Raw genomic sequence first — 18361 nt, forward strand, 5'->3', positions numbered from 1 at the left:
TTACTGTCCCAAATAGATTTTCATAATCTGCTCACCCCAAATGAACGCAATCCAGCCGGCAATGGCAATATAAGGACCGAATGCAAAAGGTTGGTTCTCTTTGCGTATTTTCAGCAGAATAATGCCAATCACTGCACCAACGAAGGAAGAGAGTAATACGATCAGCGGTAATAGAAATGGACCCATCCAGGCGCCTAAAGCCGCCAGGAGTTTAAAGTCTCCATAGCCCATACCTTCCTTACCGGTAATGATCTTAAACAGATAATACACAATCCAGAGACAGAGAAAGCCAATAATGTAGCCCCAGATTGCAGAACTTGGACTGGTATAGATACTATAGCTATTCACTGCTAAACCCAGAGCTGCAAGGGGCAAAGTATAACGGTCAGGTAACAGTTGGGTATCGAAGTCAATAAAGGTGAGGGCGATCAGTGTCCAGGTGAGCAGCAGGCCAAACAGCATTTTTAGGGTGGGGCCAAATACGGCCACAATGATCAGGGAGCATATTGCAGTCAATAGTTCAATTAAAGGATAACGACTACTGATCGGATTTTTGCAAGAACCACATTTACCGCCTAAGGCCAGCCAGCTGATGACGGGAATATTTTGATACCAGCGAATTTCAGTTTGGCATTTAGGACAGGTAGATGGCGGTTGGCTTAGCGTCAGTTTGGATTCATCAATAATGGCTTGTTCAGGATGCAGCAATATTTGACAATCCTGTCGCCACTCTTGCTCCATCATCTTGGGAGTTCGATAGATGACAACATTTAAAAAACTACCGATACACAGACTAAAAAGCCCAACCGCAAGATAAAGTGCAGTTGGGTTGATCTGTAAAAATAAGATAACGTCATTAAACAAGAGAATTAACCTTTGGATTAGCCCACGACTGAGCCCATTTGGAAAATTGGAAGATACATGGCAACAACCAAACCACCGACTAGTACACCCAGCACTGCCATAATTAAGGGTTCCATCATAGAGGTTAAACCGTCTACTGCATTGTCGACTTCGTTTTCAAAATGCGTTGCGACTTTATCCAGCATACTGTCAAGAGCACCTGATTCTTCACCAATCGCTACCATCTGTACAGCCATAGAGGGAAATTTGTTGGTGACTCGCATGGCAAATTGTAATTGTTGTCCTGTAGCAACATCATCACGAATTTTCATTACAGCAGCTTCATAGACACAGTTATTGGTTGCCCCTGCTGTAGATTCCAATGCATCAATCAAGGGAACACCGGCAGCAAAGGTAGTCGCTAGAGTACGACTGTAACGCGCAATAATAGCTTTATAGACCAGGTCACCAAAAATAGGAGCTTTGAGGGCTGCTTTATCAAGAAAATCACGGAATTTTTTACTGCGTTTTTTAGCTTCAAGAAATCCGGCAATCATCGCACCAATGGCAATAATCAGAATAAACCAGTATTTTTGCATCCATTCCGACATATTTACTACCATTTTGGTAAAGGCAGGTAAATCTGCACCAAAGGATGTAAATAGATCTTGGAAAACCGGCACCACTTTAACCATCAAAATAATGGTCACGATCACGGCCACCACAATGACAGCTGCCGGATATTTCATGGCTTTTTTGATTTTTTGCTTTAAAAGTTCACTTTTCTCTTTATAAATCGCGACGCGATCCAGCATGGTTTCTAGGGCACCTGACTGTTCGCCGGATTCAACCAGTGAGCAAAATAAATTATCAAAATATTGAGGATATTTTTTAAGGGCACCGGCAAAGGTATTACCGCCCTCGACTTCACCTTTAATCCCTAATACCACTTCACGCATGGATGGATTCTCAAGGCCTTCTGCTACAATTTCGAAGCTTTGAACCAAAGGAACACCGGCTTTCATCATGGTAGCTAGCTGGCGGGTAAAAATAGTAATATCCAGCGTGGTTACTTTCTTTTTCATTAAACCTTCGAGAATATTTTTACGTTTTTCCCGAATGTTTTTAATGGTAATGCCTTGCTTACGTAAGGTCACTTTAGCAAGTGCCATATTACGTGCAGGTAATTCCCCTTTAAGTTTTTCCCCTTTACGATCAATGCCTTCATAACTGAAGGTGGGCATCATCTGTGCTTTTTTGACAGCCATGCGTTTATCCTTATTTTAAATTTTCATTTATTCACTGGTTACACGATTGACTTCCTGAAGCGAAGTCACCCCCTGCATAACCTTAATTAATCCTGAACGTCTTAAATTATTAAACCCCAATCTTTCAGAAGCTGCTGCAATTTCCAGTGCATTACCCTCTTCCATAATAATTTTTGAAATTTCAGGTGTTACTTTCATGACCTCATAAATACCGACACGACCTTTATAACCTTCACGACATTCGGGACAGCCTACAGGCTGATATACTTGAAAATCTGGATGCTTAAGATCTTCTTCTGTAAAGCCCATTTCTAATAAGCTAGGTTCAGGAATATCTGCAGGCTCTTTACATTGAGAGCATAAACGACGTGCTAAACGTTGTGCAATCACCAAGTTTACAGAGGTCGCGATATTGAAAGACGGAACACCCATATTCCTTAAGCGGGTTAAGGTTTCAGGTGCACTGTTGGTATGCAGTGTAGACATGACCATATGACCCGTCTGCGCTGCTTTTACGGCAATTTCGGCGGTTTCCAGATCTCGAATCTCACCCACCATGACAATATCTGGATCTTGACGTAGAAAAGACTTTAGCGCTGCAGAGAAGGTCAAGCCTACTTTGGCGTTGACGTTGACCTGATTAATCCCTTCCAGGTTGATTTCCACAGGATCTTCGGCAGTTGAAATATTGGTGTCTTCACGATTCAGAATATTCAAGCCAGTATAAAGTGATACGGTTTTACCTGAACCAGTGGGGCCGGTAATCAGCAGCATACCCTGAGGTTTATCTAAGGCCTGCATAAACAGCTCTTTCTGCTCTGGTTCATAACCCAATGCATCAATACCTAGCATGGCACTCGATGGATCTAGAATACGCAGTACCAGTTTTTCACCAAACAGGGTCGGTAGCGAGTTGACACGAAAGTCGATGGCTTTGCTTTTTGAAAGCTTAAGTTTAATCCGTCCATCCTGAGGTAAGCGTTTTTCAGAGATATCCATTTGCGACATGACTTTTAAACGCGATGCCAAACGTGTAGCCAGTTGCAAAGGGGGATTAGCAATTTGACGTAATACACCGTCAATACGGTAACGTACCCGATAAGATTTTTCATAAGGTTCAAAATGCAAATCTGAAGCGCCCATGCGAATGGCATCAATCAGTAATTTATTAATATATTTAACAATCGGTGCTTCATCTTCTTTTTGATCATGATCATCATCATCTTTTTGACTTAAGTCTTCTTGCTCGAGATTTAAGTCGATATCATCATCGGAGAATTCAAAGCTATCTGCTTGAGTAAAATTTTGTTCGATCAGTTTGTGTAATTTTGGATATTCTACAATAACCGCTTCAATATTCATTTTACTACTGAAGCGGATTGCATCCATAGCATCTATATTAGTCGGATTGCTGGTTGCAACGTAGAGCAAATTCCCGCGTTTAAAAATCGGTAGAATGCAATGTTTGCTGATGAGTTTTTCATCCACACCTTCGCGGATAATTTGAGCTGAATCATATGCACTCAAGTCAAAAAGAGGTTCGCCAAATTCTTGAGAAATTTTTACTGCAATTTCTAAAGATGAAATTTTCAACTGATCAATTAAAAAAGGGACAATATCCTGATTGGCTTTTTTTGCATTCAATATTGCACTCTGCATATTTTCAGCAGAAACTAAGCCATCTTCGACTAAACGCCGAATAAAACCTGTAAATCTTGGTGAACCTTGTAATGCTGCCATGCGTTAATATGCCTGCTTAATCAATCTGTTTATAATTGGTATCATTAAATTATACTTTTGTTATATAAAAATACCATATCTGAAAGTGTTGTCATCTACTTAATATCAGATAAAACTTTGAACCAGTCGTAATTACAAGACCAAGTTTTTTTTGTAGCAATTTTGAAAAACAACAAACTTATAAAAAAGGCTGGTGAAAATTATCTAAAAAATGCTGAATTCCGTGTAGAATGTGCGCGGTTTAATGAATTGTTTTTAATAGGTTACTGTATGTCGGGTTCGACTATTACTCCTTGGGTTGTCGGCAATTGGAAAATGAACCCAATGCAAGCAGATGCCAAAGTATGGGTAAATGATTTTAAAAAATTATTGCAAAATAATGAAATTAAAGAACAAGATTGTTATTTAGGTGTTGCACCTACCATGCTTGCTTTGGCTGGAGTGAAGAGTGAATTAGCAGATTCAATTCGCCCCATCTATAGCGTTGCCCAAGATGTTTCCCGTATTTCTGGAATAGGGGCATATACCGGTGAGGTAAGTGCTGAGTTGTTAAAAGATCAGCAAATTGATTTTGTACTGATTGGTCATTCAGAACGTCGGGAAATTTTTGCTGAAACTGCACAGATTCTGAATGAAAAAGTTAAAAATGCTTTAAATGCAGGATTAACCATTCTTTACTGTGTGGGTGAAAGCCTGGAACAGCGTGAAAATGGTCAGGCAGAGCAGGTGGTCTTGCAACAAATTTGTGATATTGCGACTGTTGTAACAGCAGAGCAATGGAAGAATATTGTGGTGGCTTATGAACCCATTTGGGCGATTGGTACCGGCAAAACAGCTTCACCTGAAGATGCACAGGCAATGCACGCTAAAATTCGTGAAGGTTTAACTCAAATTACACCTTTAGGTGCAAGCATGGCTATTCTGTATGGTGGTAGTGTTAAGCCAGAAAATGCAGTAGAGTTGGCTGCCTGTCCAGATATTAATGGTGCGCTGGTTGGTGGTGCATCTTTAAATGCAGAGTCTTTCTATAAAATTGCTCAGGCTTTTGCAAATACAAAATAATTAGGAGTTCAGCATGCATGCATTTGTGCTGGTAGTACATATTATCTTAGCCCTTTTAATGATTGTATTGATTCTGGTACAACATGGTAAGGGTGCCGATGCGGGTGCATCATTTGGTGGTGGTGGTGCAGCAACTGTATTTGGTGCTTCAGGTTCCGGTAATTTTTTAACCCGTGTAACCGCGATTTTGACCGCTTTATTTTTTGTAACAAGCTTAAGTTTAGCGGTGTTTGCCAAAAAACAAACCACCGATGCTTACAGCTTAAAATCGGTACAAACCCCAGTTCCTGCACAAACTCAATCGCCTGAAACTTCGCCAGTTGCACCAAAAACTGGTGAATAATCTGATTTAGTTCTTTCTTTTTGGGTTTGATCCGACTAGAATGCGACACAGCTGCGGTGGTGGTGGAATTGGTAGACACGCTACCTTGAGGTGGTAGTGCCTTCGGGCGTGGGGGTTCAAGTCCCCCCTTCCGCACCAACTTGTAATCCAGAACATAAGTTGGTGTTGTGCAGCAAATCTGTTGATGCGGGATGGAGCAGTCTGGTAGCTCGTCGGGCTCATAACCCGAAGGTCGTTGGTTCAAATCCAGCTCCCGCTACCAATCAATCTTATTTTAGATGCAAACTGAAGTAGGCACCTTGAGTATTGAGGTGAGATAAAATTTTTGCAATGTTGTTGCGGGATGGAGCAGTCTGGTAGCTCGTCGGGCTCATAACCCGAAGGTCGTTGGTTCAAATCCAGCTCCCGCTACCACTTTTGATTAAGGTGCAACTTAATCAAGCAATCACTAAATAGTTTTTGATTGAAAATGTTCGGTAGATTGTATATAATTTTTGCACGTTGATGCGGGATGGAGCAGTCTGGTAGCTCGTCGGGCTCATAACCCGAAGGTCGTTGGTTCAAATCCAGCTCCCGCTACCAAGTTTCTAAAAGGCTCACAAAAAGGTGGGCCTTTTTGCACAGTGGACTTTGGTTTTTCTGTGTAAATAGGGGCGATTACGCCCTTTTTTATTGGCTATCGTGTAGTGTCCGACATTTAATTGGTCAAATCGTCATGTTTCACTACTAATATAGTTGAGTTAGTCTGAACCGGTCACCGCGACCATTAAATCGCACCATAATGACGAGAGTAAATGAAGCTATCAAATAAAACTCAAGCACTCCAAGACCTAATCGCTCCTGCAGTGCAAGCATGCAATGTAGATCTTTGGGGAATCGAATTTCTTCCTCAAGGAAAGCGTTCTTTATTGCGTATCTATATTGATAAAGCAAATGAAACCGATGCCCAGCCTGTTTTGAATGAAGAAGGCGAGCTAGAGCAGGGCCGAGGCATAGGCGTACAAGATTGTGTTCGCGTAACACAGCAAGTCGGTGCCATGCTTGACGTGCATGATCCAATTTCTGGCGAATATTCACTTGAAGTATCTTCGCCAGGTTGGGATCGTCCATTTTTTCAACTCGAACAAATGCCAGCCTATATTGGACATCAAATTGCGTTACGTCTGATTAGTGCTGTCGATAACCGTCGTAAATTTCAAGCAAAACTGGTTGCTGTTGATCTTGAAAATGAACTCATTCAAGTGGAAGTTGAAAAACAACAAGTTCTTGAAATTGATAGTCATAATATCGACAAAGCAAATTTGATTTACCAAGATTAATTTATCTAATAAATAAGAATCTGAACGAATAGGTGACTTATGGCACGTGAAATTCTTACCGTAGTAGAAACGGTTAGTAACGAAAAAGGTGTACCTCGTGAAGCGATCTTTGAAGCGCTAGAACAAGCGCTTGTAGCTGCGACTAAAAAGAAATTTTATGAAGGCACACACTCGGAAGAAGCACGTTTACGTGTGGAAATCGATCGTAAAACAGGTGATTACCGTACTTTCCGTCAATGGGAAGTAGTAGCTGATGAAGATCACGAGATGCCTGCATGTCAGGATGCCATTTCTGATGTTGATCCTGCTCAATGGTCAATTGGTGACATTCGTGAACTCGAAGTGGAATCGATTGACTTCGGTCGAATTGCTGCACAAATTGCCAAACAGGTAATTGTACAAAAAATTCGTGAAGCTGAACGTGCTTTAGTTGCTGATGCCTATGAGTCTAAAGTCGGTGAGCTCATTTATGGTGAAGTGAAAAAACAAACCAAAGATGGCTTTATTATTGACTTGGGTGACAATGCGGAAGCTTATCTTGCGCGTGAAGAAATGATTCCTAAGGAAATTCTTCGTCCCAAACAACGTGTAAACGCAATTTTATATAGCGTGAACCGTGAAGGCCGTGGTGCACAATTATTATTGTCACGTGCACGTCCTGAAATGCTGATTGCGTTGATGAAGAAAGAAATTCCTGAAATTTCTGAAGAAATTATCGAAATTAAAGCAGCTGCACGTCAACCGGGCGTTCGTGCTAAAATTGCTGTGAAAACCAACGATCACCGTATTGATCCTGTAGGTGCTTGTATTGGTATGCGTGGTACACGTATTCAGGCAGTACAATCAGAGCTCAATGGCGAACGTATTGATGTCGTTGTATGGTCTGACGATCCAGCACAGTACATCGCAAGCGCTTTAGAGCCTGCAGATGTATCGAGTATTGTGATTGATGAAGATGTTCACAGCGCAGACATCATTTTTGCAGCAAGCGATCAGTTGGCACGTGCCATTGGTTCACAAGGTCAAAATGTCCGTTTAGCCTCTGAATTGACAGGCTACAAACTGGATATGATGCTCGAAGATGAATTCTACGCACGTCAACAAAATGAAGCTCAACAATATCTAGACATGTTTGTCACCCGTCTGGATATTGAAGAAGACTTGGCAATGGCTTTGGTTGATATGGGCTTTACTTCGCTAGAAGAAATTGCTTATGTTCCAGCTGAAACATTTGATGAAATTGAGTTGGATGCTGAAACTGTTGAATTATTGCAAAGCCGTGCGAAAGAAATTACATTGGCAGACGCGTTAAAACAACAAGAAAACATTCAAGATCCAAGTGCAGAACTTGTTGCAATGCAAGGAATGACACAGGAAATCGCATATGCCCTTGCGGCCCGCGGTGTGGTGACTGTAGATGATTTAGCTGACCAAGCCACTGACGATATTGAAGATATTGAAGGTTTAGGTGCGGAAAAAGCGGGTCAACTTATTATGAAAGCGCGCGAATCATGGTTTAACTAGGAGGAAATATATGACGGACAAGTCGATTAAAGAGTTGGCTCTCAGCGTGGATCGCCCCGTTGAGAAGCTCCTAGAGCAGGTTCGTGACGCAGGTTTACCGCAACGTAAAGCTGAAGATATTATTTCCACTGAACAACAAAATACCCTCGTTAACCATTTGAAGAAAGTTCATGGTCAAGACGATGGGCATGCAGGAAAAATCACGTTGAAACGTAAAACAACCAGTACTGCTAAAGTGGCAAGTACATCAGGTAAGGCGAAAACGATTAATGTAGAAGTTCGTAAGAAACATACATTTGTTAAGCCAGATCCTGAACAAATCAAAGCTGAAGCACTTGCTAAAGCACAGGCAGACAAGAATGCGACTGCATCTGCTGCTAATACTGAACAAAAAGCTGAAGCACCTCAACCAGGCGCATCTAAGGCGAAACAAGCTTTAGAAGCAATGCGTGCTGCTGCTAAGCAAGAAACGGCTAAGCAAGAAGTACCAAAAGCTGCTGTTGTTGTGAAGCGTAAGTCGAACAACAAACCAATTGTAAAACAAACGGTTAAACAGGTTGAGACGGCTGAACAGAAAAAAGCACGTGAAGCACAAGCTGCGCAATTAAAAGCAGTTGAAGAAGCAGCACGTCGTAAATCGGCTGAAGAAGCTCAACAACGTACGCTTGAACAAATGCGTCAAATGGCTTCTAAGTACACCTCTGAAGATACTACGGCAACGATTCGTGTTGTCGATGATTCTCCATTGGCGGCTGGCCTTGTTGGTCAGGCTTATGAAGATTCATTTGCGAAAGAAGACCGTGAAATTAAACGTGGTGGTAACACTACAAGTACACGTGCACCGAAAAAAGGCGGACGTCGTGGTCAGGAAGAGCAATCTTTCAGCCATAACCAGCATAAACGTGGTTTGAAAACCAGCCAAGGCAACAAGCATGGCTTTGAAAAACCTGTTAAAAAACAAATTTATGATGTTGAAATTGGTGAAACCATTGTTGTTGCTGACTTAGCGGCGAAAATGGCGATTAAAGTTCGCGAAGTCATCAAATCACTCATGAAAATGGGTGAGCTTGTTACTCAGAACCAGGCGATTGAGCAAGAAATTGCGGCACTTGTGGTTGAGGAAATGGGTCATAACCCAGTTCTAGTATCTGATACTCAAGCTGAAGATAACTTACTTGAAGCAGCTGAAGAAGCACGTGGTGTTCAAACCACTCGTGCTCCTGTAGTCACTATTATGGGTCACGTTGACCATGGTAAAACATCGCTTCTTGACCGTATCCGTCGTACTAAAGTAGCTGCGGGCGAAGCGGGCGGTATTACACAGCATATCGGTGCATATCACGTTAAAACCGATAAAGGCATTATCACTTTCTTAGACACACCGGGACACGCAGCGTTTACTTCAATGCGTTCACGTGGTGCCAAAGCGACTGATATCGTGGTTCTGGTTGTTGCGGCTGATGATGGTGTAATGCCACAAACTGCAGAAGCAATTGATCATGCACGTGCTGCAGGTACGCCAATCATTGTTGCAATCAACAAGATGGATAAAGAATCTGCCGATCCAGATCGCGTATTGAACGAATTGACCACCAAAGAAATCGTGCCTGAACAATGGGGCGGTGACGTACCTGTAGCAATGGTTTCTGCACATTCTGGTCAAGGTATCGATGAACTTCTAGACTTGATTTTGATTCAGTCAGAATTGCTTGAATTGAAAGCATCTGAAGAAGGTGCTGCGCAAGGTGTGGTCATTGAAGCACGTGTAGATAAAGACCGTGGTGCTGTTGCTTCTATTCTTGTACAAAACGGTACCTTGAATGTGGGTGATTTAGTGCTTGCTGGTGCATCTTATGGTCGCGTTCGTGCGATGGTAGATGAAAACGGTAAACGTATTAAATCGGCAGGTCCTTCGATTCCAGTAGAAATCTTGGGTCTTCCTGAAGCGCCAATGGCGGGTGACGAAGTTCTTGTTGTTAACGATGAGAAGAAAGCACGTGAAGTCGCTGATGCACGTATGTCTCGTGAACGTGAAAAACGTCTTGAGCGTCAAAGTGCAATGCGTCTTGAAAACATCATGGCATCTATGGGCAAAAAAGATGTTCCTTATGTGAACGTTGTGCTTAAAACTGATGTACGCGGTACATTGGAAGCATTGACGGTAGCATTGCAAGCATTGGCCACTGATGAAGTTCGTGTACGTGTGATCGGTTCAGGTGTAGGTGCAATTACCGAGTCTGACGTTACCCTTGCTGAATCTTCTGAAGCTGTTCTTCTAGGCTTTAACGTACGTGCTGATAATACTGCACGTCAAAAAGCGGATGCAGATGGTATCGATATTCGTTACTACAGCATCATTTATGAATTGATTGATGATGTGAAAGCAGCAATGAGCGGTAAGCTTGCGCCTGAACATCGTGAAACGATTCTAGGTGTAGCTCAAGTACGTGAAGTGTTCCACTCAAGTAAGTTTGGTGCGGCTGCGGGCTGTATGGTTCTTGAAGGCATGTTACACCGTAATAAACCGATTCGCGTATTACGCGATGACGTGGTGGTATTCCAAGGTGAGCTTGAATCTCTTCGTCGCTATAAAGAAGTGGTTGAAGAAGTTCGTGCCGGTATGGAATGTGGTCTTGCCGTGAAAGGTTATAAAGACATTAAAGTACTCGATAAAATCGAAGTCTATGATGTTCAATTGATTAAACGGAGTCTTTAATGGCGGGTAGTCAACGTCTGAAGCGTATGGGAGACTCAGTTCAGCGTGAATTGTCTGAACTGATTCGCCAAGAGCTGAAAGATCCACGCTTAGGTGGTCTGGTGACCATCTCTGCGGTGAAAGTTAGCCCAGATTTAGGATATGCCGAAGTTTATGTAACCGTGATGGGTCGTGAGCTGGGCGATGAGCAAAGTGAAGTAGCAAACAAAGATACCTTAGAAGTTTTAAATAAGGCTTCTGGTTTCTTGCGTCACGAACTCAGTCGTCGTATCAAGACACGTGTAACGCCTCGCTTGCGTTTCCATTACGACAAAACCAACGCATATGGTAACTATATGTTTGGTCTGATTGCTGAAGCAGTGAAGGATTTACCGCCTGCTGAAGCAAAGCAAGATGATGAATAATTGATGTAATAAAAAAGCCACCTTCGGGTGGCTTTTTTTATTTTGAGTTATTTTAAGAATTTGGTAGTTTTATTAATTATTTAAATAACTTATATATAAATGATGTACTGATCAGCGATCAGGATTAATAAAGAAAATATTCTATTTTTGAGATTCAAACTTATGAATAAACTAAGTTTTATCATTGCAGCATTTCTTCTTTCCAGCTGTGCAAGTGTGCCGCCTATTCAGTTGGCTTCAGAAAGTAAATCACCATTTGCGAATGCTGTGTTTGGTGGGGAAACGGTGATATTGGATCAGCCAATGAAAAATAGTGAAGCCTCATATCGTATTTTTAGGCAAGCAGCTACAGGTTTTGTATCATTATCAACAGTGCGAGCAAATGCAGAGCAAGCATCAATTGCTTTTTGTGAACGTAAAAATGAAACAATGCATGGTCTTAGCGAAACTGCCGCAAAGCCACCATATATTTTGGGAAATTTTCCAAGAATAGAGCTGGTGTTTGAGTGTGTTGAGAAAACTGAAAATAGAAATCATCATCTTGCGGCAACTAAGTATGAGAAACTTACAGTCTTAAAAAAATTATTAGATGATGGAGTTCTTACAAAACAAGAATTTGAACAAGAAAAGGCTAAAGTTCTGGCTGAAAATTAATTCAATTTACTGAACTTAAATTGAGTAAAAAATTAAAGTAAAAAACAGATTTTTAATTCAAACTCAGCAAAATGCACCTGATATCAGGCCAGATCATCATGTGAGTCTTTTTCTGCTTTGGGATTACGGCGTCGGCTACGTTGCCAGGGTAGGGGGCGTTCCAGTGCTTCAGGTACTTCACCACTGGTTGAGCGTAACCGTAAATGCAGTGCGGCCTGTGCCATTAGGTTTGCAGACACGGGTGCAGTAATGAACGCCAGTAAAGTCAGCAACAGTTCGGCAAAACCAAAACGTCCCTGAAAAGCTGAAAAAATCATGGCGGCAATTAAGAAGCTGCCGAGTCCCAAGGTACTGGATTTGGTCGGTGCATGTAGGCGCATAAATAAATCGGGCAGACGAACCATCCCAATGCCGCCCACCAGCATGAAGAATGAGCCAATCAACAAAAAAATTGAGATCAGGATTTCCATGAGAAGTTGCATTGCTGTAGCTCCTAATCGATCACATGACCAGTGGTAAAGTAGCGTGCCAGGGCTGCGGTAGAAACGAATCCCAGCATGGCCACCAGAAGCGCGCCTTCAAATAAGGAGGTACTGGCCCAATAGAGGCCCAGAATGACCACCAGACAGGTTGCATTCAGAAACAGGGTATCCAGTGCTAAAAGCCGATCTACGATGGATGGCCCCATCACCATACGAACCAGGCAAAGAAACATGGAAACAGTGATTGCGACCATACACAGACCGAGTGCATAAGGCAAAATACTCATGAATCTTCTCCTAATTCCACATCAAAGATTTCGATCAGTGCTTTTTCATAACGGGTTTTAATTCCGACGATATCAATTTCGGCATTATCGGTACTTAAAGCATGCACCAGAATATCGCCACGATCATCATCAATCCCTGCAGTTACCGTACCCGGGGTGGTGGTAATAATCAGGGCAAGTAGAACATTAACCTGTTCATGCTGAGTTTCCAAAGGCACACGAAACCATTTGGGATGTAGTTTATGTGTCGGTCCAAGGACCAATTTGGCCACTTTAATATTACAGACAATAATGTCCCATAACACCACAAAGAATAATTTTACGGCCAAAATCCAGTGAATATTAGGGGTATGACCAATAAAAGGTTTGACTAAACGTGGAATGGCAATGCCTAGTAATAAAGCCATGAGCAAGGTTGCCGGATCAAGGCTATGCGCAAGCATGACCCAGCTTAACGCCACAATCACGGAAACAAAGGGATGAGGCAGCCAGCTTTCCCAAAACGATGTTTTTTGCATGCTTAAGGCTCCATAGGCTTGAGTTTGACATCATCCGGATAGGTGGACAGCTGTTGTTGCTGCTGCCTGATCTGACGCTGCTTATATTCTGAAATATGCTCACCTTCGAGCGTATCTTCAGAGATGATGTATGGAATCAGATGGGCATTAGGATCAACCGTTTCACCCCCATATTTGGTTTCGGGTAAATTTTCAGAATTATAAGGCTGCACGCTAATCACTTGATGCAGATTATCTTTATGCAAAATAACCTGTTCATATAAGCCATTGTTCTGGATTTGTTCAGCCGTTTTGAACATATATTGCTGAATCGGATTTGCGCCAACCATATACAGCACCAAGCCTGACAACAACAGATAAATGGTTTTGTCATTGCGTGCAGGGGCTCGATCGGGTAAAGCCCGATAAGCTTTAAATTCTTCAGTTTCCGGGTGATCTTCAGGTTTGCTGGCACGCCAGAACAGAATGAAGCCAACCCGGGTAAAGGCAATGATACTGAGCAAACTCACCAATAACACGACTGCAATAATAATGCCCTGATAAGGGGAATGCGAAGTTGCCTGCAAGATAAAAACCTTGCCTAAAAATCCACTAAAAGGCGGTAAACCTGCCATCATTAAAGCAATCAAAAAGAAGGTCAATGACACCGCTTTTTGCTGTTTTATTTTCGGGGCAATATTGAAATGATCTTTGAATTCAACGCGTTGTGAAGTAATCCAGCCAGAAAGCAGATAAAACGCAGCGCCAATAATGGTGCTATGAACCAGATAGTACAGTCCTGCAGCCCAAGCCAAAGTATTAAACAGTGAAATGGCAATCAGCAGGGTACCGATGGAGGATAAAATCATAAAACCGACAAAACGGCGTAAACGCTCGGCTCCAATGGCGCCAATCACGCCATAGACTGAGGTGGCTAAACCGATTGGAAGTAACCAGTTTGCCAGAATACCCTGACTTAATTGGTCATCAAAAATCGTGCCATTGACTCGAAGAATGGCATAAATGCCCACTTTGGTCATGATGGTGAAAATGGCAGCCACGGGAGTTGTGGCAACGGCATAAGTTTTTGGAAGCCAGAAGCCTACCGGCAACATGGCAGCCTTGATGCCAAAGACCACAAAGAGCAGCAAGCCACCTGCAACTGCCAGGGTATGCTGATCCGGTTCTAACAGCGGGATTAAACGTGCGACATCGGCCATGTTTAAACTGCCGACACTGCCGTAGATCATGCCCAGACCAATCAGGAATAGTGCAGAGGCCAGCAGGTTGATGGTGACGTAATGAATGCCGAGCTGAAAACGTGCCTTGCCTTGTCCATGGAGCAGCAGGACATAAGAGGCCACCAACAAGATTTCAAAGAATACAAATAAGTTAAATAAATCGCCTGTCAGAAATGCACCGCATAAGCCCATGAGTAAAAAATGGAACATGGCATGGAAATAACGCCCTTTTGCATCCCAGGCGTGACTGGCAAACCATAAGATCGGTGTTGCCAAGGCATAGGTCAGCACCAGCATCAGGGCAGAAAGCTGATCCAGAACCAGCACAATTCCGAACGGTGCAGACCATTCACTAAGGTTGTAAGTACTAATTTGCCCGCTGCTAGCGAATATTAAATACACTATCGCAGTGCTTAATCCCAGTATTGACGAGACATAACTAATGCCACGACGCCAAGGCTGTCGCCAATCACGTGATAATGAACCTGGCCCGGGATTGCCTAAAAGAACCAGCAAAAAGCCGGTAAATGCCGGAATTAAAATGCTAAAGATCGGGGTATGTTCAGTCCAGAACTGGAGGATCGCATTCATTAAGGCTCATCCTCACGCGAGTCAATCGGGTTGATTTCTTCTTTTGCATCGACGTGATCGGTTCCGGTTTCATAACGGCTGCGCAAAGCCAGTTGTACAATAAAGGCGGTAGTGGCAAAGCCAATCACAATGGCGGTCAATACCAGAGCTTGAGGTAGAGGATCGGTAGCTTTGCTGGTTTCAGTCAGGACAGCCGGTGCATTGACCTGAATGCGTCCCATGGCAAACAGGAATAAATTGACCGCATAGCCAATCATCGCCAGCCCTAAGACCACAGGAAAAGTACGGGCACGCAAGATCAGGTAAATACCTGTTGCAGTAAGTAAGCCAATAGCAGAGGCAAGTAAAAATTCTAGACTGATCATTTTATTCCCCTTTCAATACTGGACCAGACATGCTGGAGTGGCGCGAGTCACCCAAGACTGAAATCATCAACATGGTGGCACCGACCACTGTGACATAGACACCGACATCAAATAATGCCGCAGAGGCTAAGTGAATATCACCCAACAGGGGCGGAGCGATATGGATATGGGCGCTGGTCAGGAACGGACGTCCCCAGAACCAGGCAGCGAGTCCGGTCAGTCCTGCAATGCTTAGACCTGAACCAATCCAGATTTCATATAAGCGGCCTGATTTGGCTTTTAGCATCTGTTCAGCCTGGTCTTGGCCTAAGGCAATGTATTGAATCACCAGCGCCAAAGCGGTAATTAGACCGGCAATAAATCCGCCACCGGGCAGGTTATGGCCGCGCAGGAAGATATACAGGCTCACCACCAGTGCCAAAGGCAATACCCAGGATGCAGTAATACGGAACATCAACGGAGAAGGATTAAAGCGGTAAGTCAGTCCCTGGGTGATGGTGGTACCGTGTGCACGCATGCCATCCATGAGACAGAGTGCTCCTACAGCAGCAATACCGAGTACGGTAATTTCGCCGAAGGTATCGAAACCACGGAAGTCGACCAGAATCACGTTGACCACATTGGAGCCGCCACCGAGTGGAAGCGACTGTTGCATAAAGAACCATGAAATCGAGTTGTGGTCACGGGTCAAGATCAGCCAGCTAATCCAGCCTATGCCCAGACCGCCACCAATGGCAATCAGGGCATCGCGCCAGCGCTGCGAAACACTGGATTCATAAGGCGTGAGCTGTGGCAGCAGGGAGAGGCTCATCAGTAGCAATACTGTAGTAACCACATCGACAGTGATTTGGGTTAAGGCCAGATCAGGAGCAGAGAGTGTCACAAAAACCAGTGTAACGACAAGACCAACTGCACCGCTAATCAGTACCGCCTTGATCCGTTCATGATGGAACCACAGCATCATCCAGCAGGCCGAGAACAAGAGCAGCCACAGTACAATGGCAATTGCAGGGGCGTGGGTAAGTTCACGTGTGCCAGTGGTCAGGCCTTGATGAATAAAAGGCATGCTCAGCAAAGCAGCACTGAACAGCACAATCCACATCAGATAGCTTTGCAGTGAGCCATTTTCAGTTTGACGTTTGAACTTGCGTGAACTGAGTAACAGGTGCTTGAGAAATAAATCAAACAGCACCTTGCCCTGAAATTTGCCCAAGATAGGATCAAGATCAATTTCCCGAATGCGACCGCCTTTGGCCAAAGCAAAATAGAAAATGATTCCACCGAATAACGCAATCGCACTCATCAGCAAAGGCAGGTTAAAACCATGCCAGATGGCTAAATGGGTACCGGTAAAGTCAGGCATTTGAGTGCTGGCACGTGCAGTTGAATTAACAATCTTTTCCACCAGCAGGGCAGGTGCAAGACCGACTAAAATACATAAAACTGCCAGCAGTATTGCAGGCAAGCGCATGCCGAAAGGGGGTTCATGAACTTTGTGGTTGGGTACCTGCGAGCCTACTGGTCCATCAAAAAATACCCCATGTACTAAACGTACTGAATAGGTCACTGCGAAAATTCCGGCCAGTGTTGCGGCAATGGCAGAAAAAATCAGTACTGGGCCGGACAGGTTGGCCAAAAGTTCAGTAAAGAACATTTCCTTGGACAGGAAGCCATTGGTCAGGGGTACACCGGCCATAGAGGCAGCCGTGACCATGGTCAGGGTCGCAGTAAAGGGCAGCAACTGCCAGATACCGCTGAGTTTACGCAAATCACGGGTTCCGGTTTCATGGTCAATGATCCCGGCAATCATGAACAGGGCAGCTTTAAAGGTGGCATGGTTAATAATATGGAAAATGGCTGCCGTGACGGCCAGTGGTGAGCCAATCCCCAACAAGCACACAATCAGCCCCAAATGACTGATGGTGGAATAAGCCAGTAAGCCTTTTAAGTCTTCCTTGAAAATGGCAAAAAAGGCAGCCATACATAAGGTGAACAAGCCCACGAAAGTCACAATATTGTGATACAGCGCGGCACCGACAAAAATCGGGGTAAAACGGGCCAGCAGGAAAATTCCGGCTTTGACCATGGTGGCAGAGTGTAAATAGGCAGAAACCGGGGTCGGTGCTGCCATGGCATTCGGTAGCCAGAAATGGAACGGAAACTGGGCACTTTTGGTAAAGGCTCCAGTTAAAATCAGCAATAAAGCTGGAACAAATAATGAATGATGCTGAATTTGATCCTTCATCGTAAGGATCTGGTCAATCTGATAGGTTCCGGTCATTTGACCTAACAGAATGAAACCGCCCAGCATGGCCAAGCCACCCATGCCGGTAATGGTGAGCGCCATACGTGAACCACGTTGTGCCGCTTCATAATTATTCCAGTAACCCACCAGCAGGAAGGAGGAAATACTGGTGAGCTCCCAGAAAATAAGCAGTAAAATTAAATTGTTAGAAAGTGATATGCCGAGCATGGAGGCCATGAACAGCATCAGCAAAAGATACAGTTTGCTCAGGGAGTTTCTGGGATTTAAATAATAATAGGCATAAATATAAATCAGCGTTCCGATACCGCTAATCAGCAAGCAAAATAACAGGCCTAAGGCATCCAGACGAAAGCTTAAATTGATACCGAGTTGGGGAATCCAGCTCCAGCTTTGCGTGATAGGGGTACCGTTAAAGACATCTTTGGCTTGTGTCAATAACAGGGCCAGGCTGCTGAGACTAACCGTAATGGCGGCTAAAGCCGTTAGCCCGCGTGAAAATTTCAACCACGAGACAAGGGTTGTGCCTAGTATTAACGGTAACAAGATAATAATCGGTAGCACACTCATATCCAAAGTCGTGATTTAGGCGATAAAAACCTAAGCGTGAATCTTATCTTTCAAGGATTACAGGACTGCAAAGAGCCATCCAAACTTCTCAATCTTGAAAGCCGGTTTGAGTTAAAAAATGAAAAACAAGCTGTGTTGCGCAACCTGTAAAAAGTCATAGTAAAATCGGATTTTACTATTAAACTTTAAATA

The 18361-nt window shown here is 43.6% G+C and carries 16 protein-coding genes and 4 tRNA genes; 11 read left to right on the forward strand and 9 right to left on the reverse strand.

The features are described 5' to 3' along the window. The 3 genes from LZZ98_RS08610 to pilB are packed head-to-tail and all read right to left on the reverse strand — an operon-like array spanning nucleotide 1 to nucleotide 3851. A complete protein-coding gene (locus LZZ98_RS08610) occupies nucleotides 1-864 on the reverse strand; it encodes a prepilin peptidase (protein WP_237787493.1) in 864 nt (287 codons plus the stop codon). Between the two features lie 17 nt (nucleotides 865-881). Next, on the reverse strand, nucleotides 882-2111 hold the full coding sequence (locus LZZ98_RS08615) for a type II secretion system F family protein (protein WP_237787494.1): 1230 nt from the start codon (nucleotides 2109-2111) through the stop codon (nucleotides 882-884). 27 nt (nucleotides 2112-2138) lie between these two features. Next, entirely contained in the window at nucleotides 2139-3851 is a 1713-nt protein-coding gene (pilB, locus tag LZZ98_RS08620; RefSeq protein WP_237787495.1) for a type IV-A pilus assembly ATPase PilB, read from the reverse strand. Between the two features lie 270 nt (nucleotides 3852-4121). Here pilB and tpiA point away from each other — a divergent pair, with 270 nt between their 5' ends. The 11 genes from tpiA (at nucleotide 4122) to LZZ98_RS08675 (ending at nucleotide 11873) form a co-directional block, all read left to right on the forward strand. Next, nucleotides 4122-4913, forward strand: coding sequence for a triose-phosphate isomerase (gene tpiA, locus LZZ98_RS08625; protein ID WP_237787496.1), 792 nt, complete (start codon nucleotides 4122-4124; stop codon nucleotides 4911-4913). Between the two features lie 13 nt (nucleotides 4914-4926). Beyond that, complete coding sequence (gene secG / locus LZZ98_RS08630) at nucleotides 4927-5256, forward strand: preprotein translocase subunit SecG (protein WP_086174106.1); 330 nt, start codon at nucleotides 4927-4929, stop codon at nucleotides 5254-5256. 53 nt (nucleotides 5257-5309) lie between these two features. Further along, a tRNA-Leu gene (locus tag LZZ98_RS08635) sits at nucleotides 5310-5394 on the forward strand. Nucleotides 5395-5441: 47 nt separating this feature from the next. Next, nucleotides 5442-5518: transfer RNA gene (locus tag LZZ98_RS08640), tRNA-Met, on the forward strand. Nucleotides 5519-5593: 75 nt separating this feature from the next. After that, nucleotides 5594-5670: transfer RNA gene (locus LZZ98_RS08645), tRNA-Met, on the forward strand. 91 nt (nucleotides 5671-5761) lie between these two features. Next, a tRNA-Met gene (locus tag LZZ98_RS08650) sits at nucleotides 5762-5838 on the forward strand. Between the two features lie 212 nt (nucleotides 5839-6050). Further along, nucleotides 6051-6575, forward strand: a complete 525-nt coding sequence (gene rimP / locus LZZ98_RS08655) for a ribosome maturation factor RimP (protein ID WP_237787497.1) — start codon at nucleotides 6051-6053, stop codon at nucleotides 6573-6575. A gap of 39 nt (nucleotides 6576-6614) precedes the next feature. Beyond that, complete coding sequence (nusA, locus tag LZZ98_RS08660) at nucleotides 6615-8099, forward strand: transcription termination factor NusA (RefSeq protein ID WP_086174104.1); 1485 nt, start codon at nucleotides 6615-6617, stop codon at nucleotides 8097-8099. Between the two features lie 10 nt (nucleotides 8100-8109). Beyond that, nucleotides 8110-10815: a translation initiation factor IF-2 gene (gene infB / locus LZZ98_RS08665; RefSeq protein ID WP_237787498.1), complete on the forward strand. Its 2706-nt coding sequence runs from the start codon at nucleotides 8110-8112 to the stop codon at nucleotides 10813-10815. Then, nucleotides 10815-11219 carry a ribosome-binding factor A gene (locus LZZ98_RS08670; protein WP_237787499.1) on the forward strand — a complete coding sequence of 135 codons (405 nt, stop codon included), beginning with the start codon at nucleotides 10815-10817 and terminating at the stop codon, nucleotides 11217-11219. Before infB ends, LZZ98_RS08670 begins: the two co-directional genes overlap by 1 nt. 162 nt (nucleotides 11220-11381) lie before the next feature. Continuing rightward, nucleotides 11382-11873, forward strand: a complete 492-nt coding sequence (locus LZZ98_RS08675) for an SHOCT domain-containing protein (RefSeq protein WP_237787500.1) — start codon at nucleotides 11382-11384, stop codon at nucleotides 11871-11873. Nucleotides 11874-11956: 83 nt separating this feature from the next. Here LZZ98_RS08675 and LZZ98_RS08680 read toward each other — a convergent pair whose 3' ends face one another. The 6 genes from LZZ98_RS08680 to LZZ98_RS08705 are packed head-to-tail and all read right to left on the reverse strand — an operon-like array spanning nucleotide 11957 to nucleotide 18175. Beyond that, complete coding sequence (locus LZZ98_RS08680; protein ID WP_237787501.1) at nucleotides 11957-12355, reverse strand: Na+/H+ antiporter subunit G; 399 nt, start codon at nucleotides 12353-12355, stop codon at nucleotides 11957-11959. Between the two features lie 11 nt (nucleotides 12356-12366). Further along, nucleotides 12367-12642, reverse strand: a complete 276-nt coding sequence (locus LZZ98_RS08685) for a monovalent cation/H+ antiporter subunit F (protein ID WP_086174100.1) — start codon at nucleotides 12640-12642, stop codon at nucleotides 12367-12369. Next, nucleotides 12639-13160 carry a Na+/H+ antiporter subunit E gene (locus LZZ98_RS08690; protein ID WP_237787502.1) on the reverse strand — a complete coding sequence of 174 codons (522 nt, stop codon included), beginning with the start codon at nucleotides 13158-13160 and terminating at the stop codon, nucleotides 12639-12641. The genes LZZ98_RS08685 and LZZ98_RS08690 overlap by 4 nt, the downstream gene beginning before the upstream one ends. Nucleotides 13161-13162: 2 nt before the next feature. Beyond that, nucleotides 13163-14971: a monovalent cation/H+ antiporter subunit D gene (locus tag LZZ98_RS08695; RefSeq protein ID WP_237787503.1), complete on the reverse strand. Its 1809-nt coding sequence runs from the start codon at nucleotides 14969-14971 to the stop codon at nucleotides 13163-13165. Further along, nucleotides 14971-15336 (reverse strand): Na+/H+ antiporter subunit C, encoded by a 366-nt coding sequence (locus tag LZZ98_RS08700; RefSeq protein ID WP_086174097.1) that lies wholly within the window; start codon nucleotides 15334-15336, stop codon nucleotides 14971-14973. Before LZZ98_RS08700 ends, LZZ98_RS08695 begins: the two co-directional genes overlap by 1 nt. Nucleotide 15337: 1 nt before the next feature. Further along, nucleotides 15338-18175, reverse strand: coding sequence for a monovalent cation/H+ antiporter subunit A (locus tag LZZ98_RS08705; RefSeq protein ID WP_237787504.1), 2838 nt, complete (start codon nucleotides 18173-18175; stop codon nucleotides 15338-15340). Nucleotides 18176-18361 lie beyond the last annotated feature (186 nt).

The sequence above is a fragment of the Acinetobacter sp. SM34 genome, assembly GCF_022012365.1.
Classification (GTDB): Bacteria; Pseudomonadota; Gammaproteobacteria; order Pseudomonadales; family Moraxellaceae; genus Acinetobacter.

Excerpts from the sequence above, each read along its gene's own strand:
- LZZ98_RS08670 (WP_237787499.1), top strand. The coding sequence starts at position 10,815 with ATGGCGGGTAGTCAACGTCTGAAGCGTATGGGAGACTCAGTTCAGCGT.
- secG (WP_086174106.1), top strand. The coding sequence starts at position 4,927 with ATGCATGCATTTGTGCTGGTAGTACATATTATCTTAGCCCTTTTAATG.
- pilB (WP_237787495.1), bottom strand. The coding sequence starts at position 3,851 with ATGGCAGCATTACAAGGTTCACCAAGATTTACAGGTTTTATTCGGCGT.
- tpiA (WP_237787496.1), top strand. The coding sequence starts at position 4,122 with ATGTCGGGTTCGACTATTACTCCTTGGGTTGTCGGCAATTGGAAAATG.
- LZZ98_RS08680 (WP_237787501.1), bottom strand. The coding sequence starts at position 12,355 with ATGCAACTTCTCATGGAAATCCTGATCTCAATTTTTTTGTTGATTGGC.
- LZZ98_RS08695 (WP_237787503.1), bottom strand. The coding sequence starts at position 14,971 with ATGAATGCGATCCTCCAGTTCTGGACTGAACATACCCCGATCTTTAGC.
- infB (WP_237787498.1), top strand. The coding sequence starts at position 8,110 with ATGACGGACAAGTCGATTAAAGAGTTGGCTCTCAGCGTGGATCGCCCC.
- LZZ98_RS08685 (WP_086174100.1), bottom strand. The coding sequence starts at position 12,642 with ATGAGTATTTTGCCTTATGCACTCGGTCTGTGTATGGTCGCAATCACT.
- LZZ98_RS08700 (WP_086174097.1), bottom strand. The coding sequence starts at position 15,336 with ATGATCAGTCTAGAATTTTTACTTGCCTCTGCTATTGGCTTACTTACT.
- LZZ98_RS08675 (WP_237787500.1), top strand. The coding sequence starts at position 11,382 with ATGAATAAACTAAGTTTTATCATTGCAGCATTTCTTCTTTCCAGCTGT.
- LZZ98_RS08690 (WP_237787502.1), bottom strand. The coding sequence starts at position 13,160 with ATGCAAAAAACATCGTTTTGGGAAAGCTGGCTGCCTCATCCCTTTGTT.
- rimP (WP_237787497.1), top strand. The coding sequence starts at position 6,051 with ATGAAGCTATCAAATAAAACTCAAGCACTCCAAGACCTAATCGCTCCT.
- nusA (WP_086174104.1), top strand. The coding sequence starts at position 6,615 with ATGGCACGTGAAATTCTTACCGTAGTAGAAACGGTTAGTAACGAAAAA.
- LZZ98_RS08615 (WP_237787494.1), bottom strand. The coding sequence starts at position 2,111 with ATGGCTGTCAAAAAAGCACAGATGATGCCCACCTTCAGTTATGAAGGC.